We start from the raw sequence: 1,420 nt of genomic DNA, 5'->3' as shown, positions 1-1,420 counted from the left end.
TAAAGTGTACCCTTTGTAAAGGACATTTTTAAAAAAGGCTTTTAAGCAACTTGAAGAAGATGGTGACTGTATTGTGCAGGCGTCATCTTTTTTAAGTTCCATTGACCTCGGTAATGATTGTAATAAGTCATATAACTCTTAATCTCTCTTTTTACTTCTTCTAATGTTTCACACGATTTGAAGTCTGTTTCATCTTTAAAATGACCAAAAAACGATTCTTGTGGGGCATTATCCCAACAGTTTCCACGACGTGACATAGATTGCTCTAGTCCCATTTTCTTTACCATCTTTTGAAATTGGGGGCTGGTATAGTGGAACCCTTGATCAGAGTGAATGAATGCGCCATCGGCCAATTTTATCCCATTCTTTTTCAACATCTTTAATGTATTTAATGCAATATCTAGTGTAATTTTATCCGATGTCTCATATGCTAAAATTTCATTGGTTTCGGCATCTTTTATAGCGGATAAGTAGGCACGTTTTCCTTTTCCATAACTCAAATATGTAATGTCTGTTAATAATACTTTTCTAGCGATTCCTTGCTTAAATTTACGGTTTAATAGATTTGGTAAAGTTCTATGTTCTTTCGTTGCTTTGGCCATTCTTCGATATGGATTTGCTTTTCGAATGGGGCAGATGATTTGAAACTTTTTCATGATACGACGAATTCGCTTTAGGTTATATGTAATTTGATACTGATTTTCTAACGTCATTTTAATTTGACGTGCACCTTTCTTACGACCACGGAAATTGAACGCTTTTAAAATGATTTCTTTGACTGTCTCATCTGCCTGATCACTAGCTTGTCTACTAAGTTGTGCTTCTTCTGAAAAATAACGATAGTAGCCCGATCGAGAGACTCCAACTAATTTACAAAGGTAGCTTACCATTCTTTTTAAGCGGTGTTTTTCTATCACATACTGGATCAACTGAAATTTTTGTTCCGCTGTTAATTTCTCTTTTTCTTTATCAACAACCTTTCTGCTAAATCGATCTTTTTTAGTAGTTCATTTTCTGCACGTAATAATGCATTTTGCGCCTCTAACCTTGCGTACTTTTCTTCTATACTTAATTCTCGCTCAAGTGGACGTCCTGAAGAGTGTTTACGTGTATCCACAAGCCCAGCTACACCATTCTTTTGATAAGCAGCACGCCATCGCTCTAAAGCAGACTTTGCACGTTTTTTACCTACGATATCAATATCAAATCCTGCATCTTCAAAAATTTGAAGTGGAAATTTCCCTTCCTCATATTCTTTAATGGCTCTTGCTTTAAATTCATCTGTATATGTTATTGCTTTTTCACTCACTGCTTTTACATAAGGATGTTTCTTGAGTAATTTCTGTTCTTGATCTGTAAATAACTTTTTCGACATGTTCTTCCGCTCCATCAACCATTTATTTTATTTCATTATAAATAA

General features: G+C 34.9%; 1 protein-coding gene. It reads right to left on the bottom strand.

Features of this window, described 5'->3' with window-relative positions; genetic code table 11:
• Positions 1–41: 41 nt before the first annotated feature.
• A protein-coding gene (locus ACH0B5_RS17990) for an IS3 family transposase (protein ID WP_341361629.1) occupies positions 42–1,375 on the bottom strand; the annotation gives its coding sequence in 2 pieces (ribosomal slippage) (positions 42–988 and positions 988–1,375; 1,335 coding nt in all).
• Positions 1,376–1,420: the final 45 nt, after the last annotated feature.

This window comes from Ureibacillus sp. 179-F W5.1 NHS, from assembly GCF_045369345.1.
GTDB lineage: Bacteria > Bacillota > Bacilli > Bacillales_A > Planococcaceae > Ureibacillus > Ureibacillus halotolerans.
Note: the sequence above shows the minus strand (reverse complement) of the source record. Positions and strands in the feature narration are given on the sequence as shown.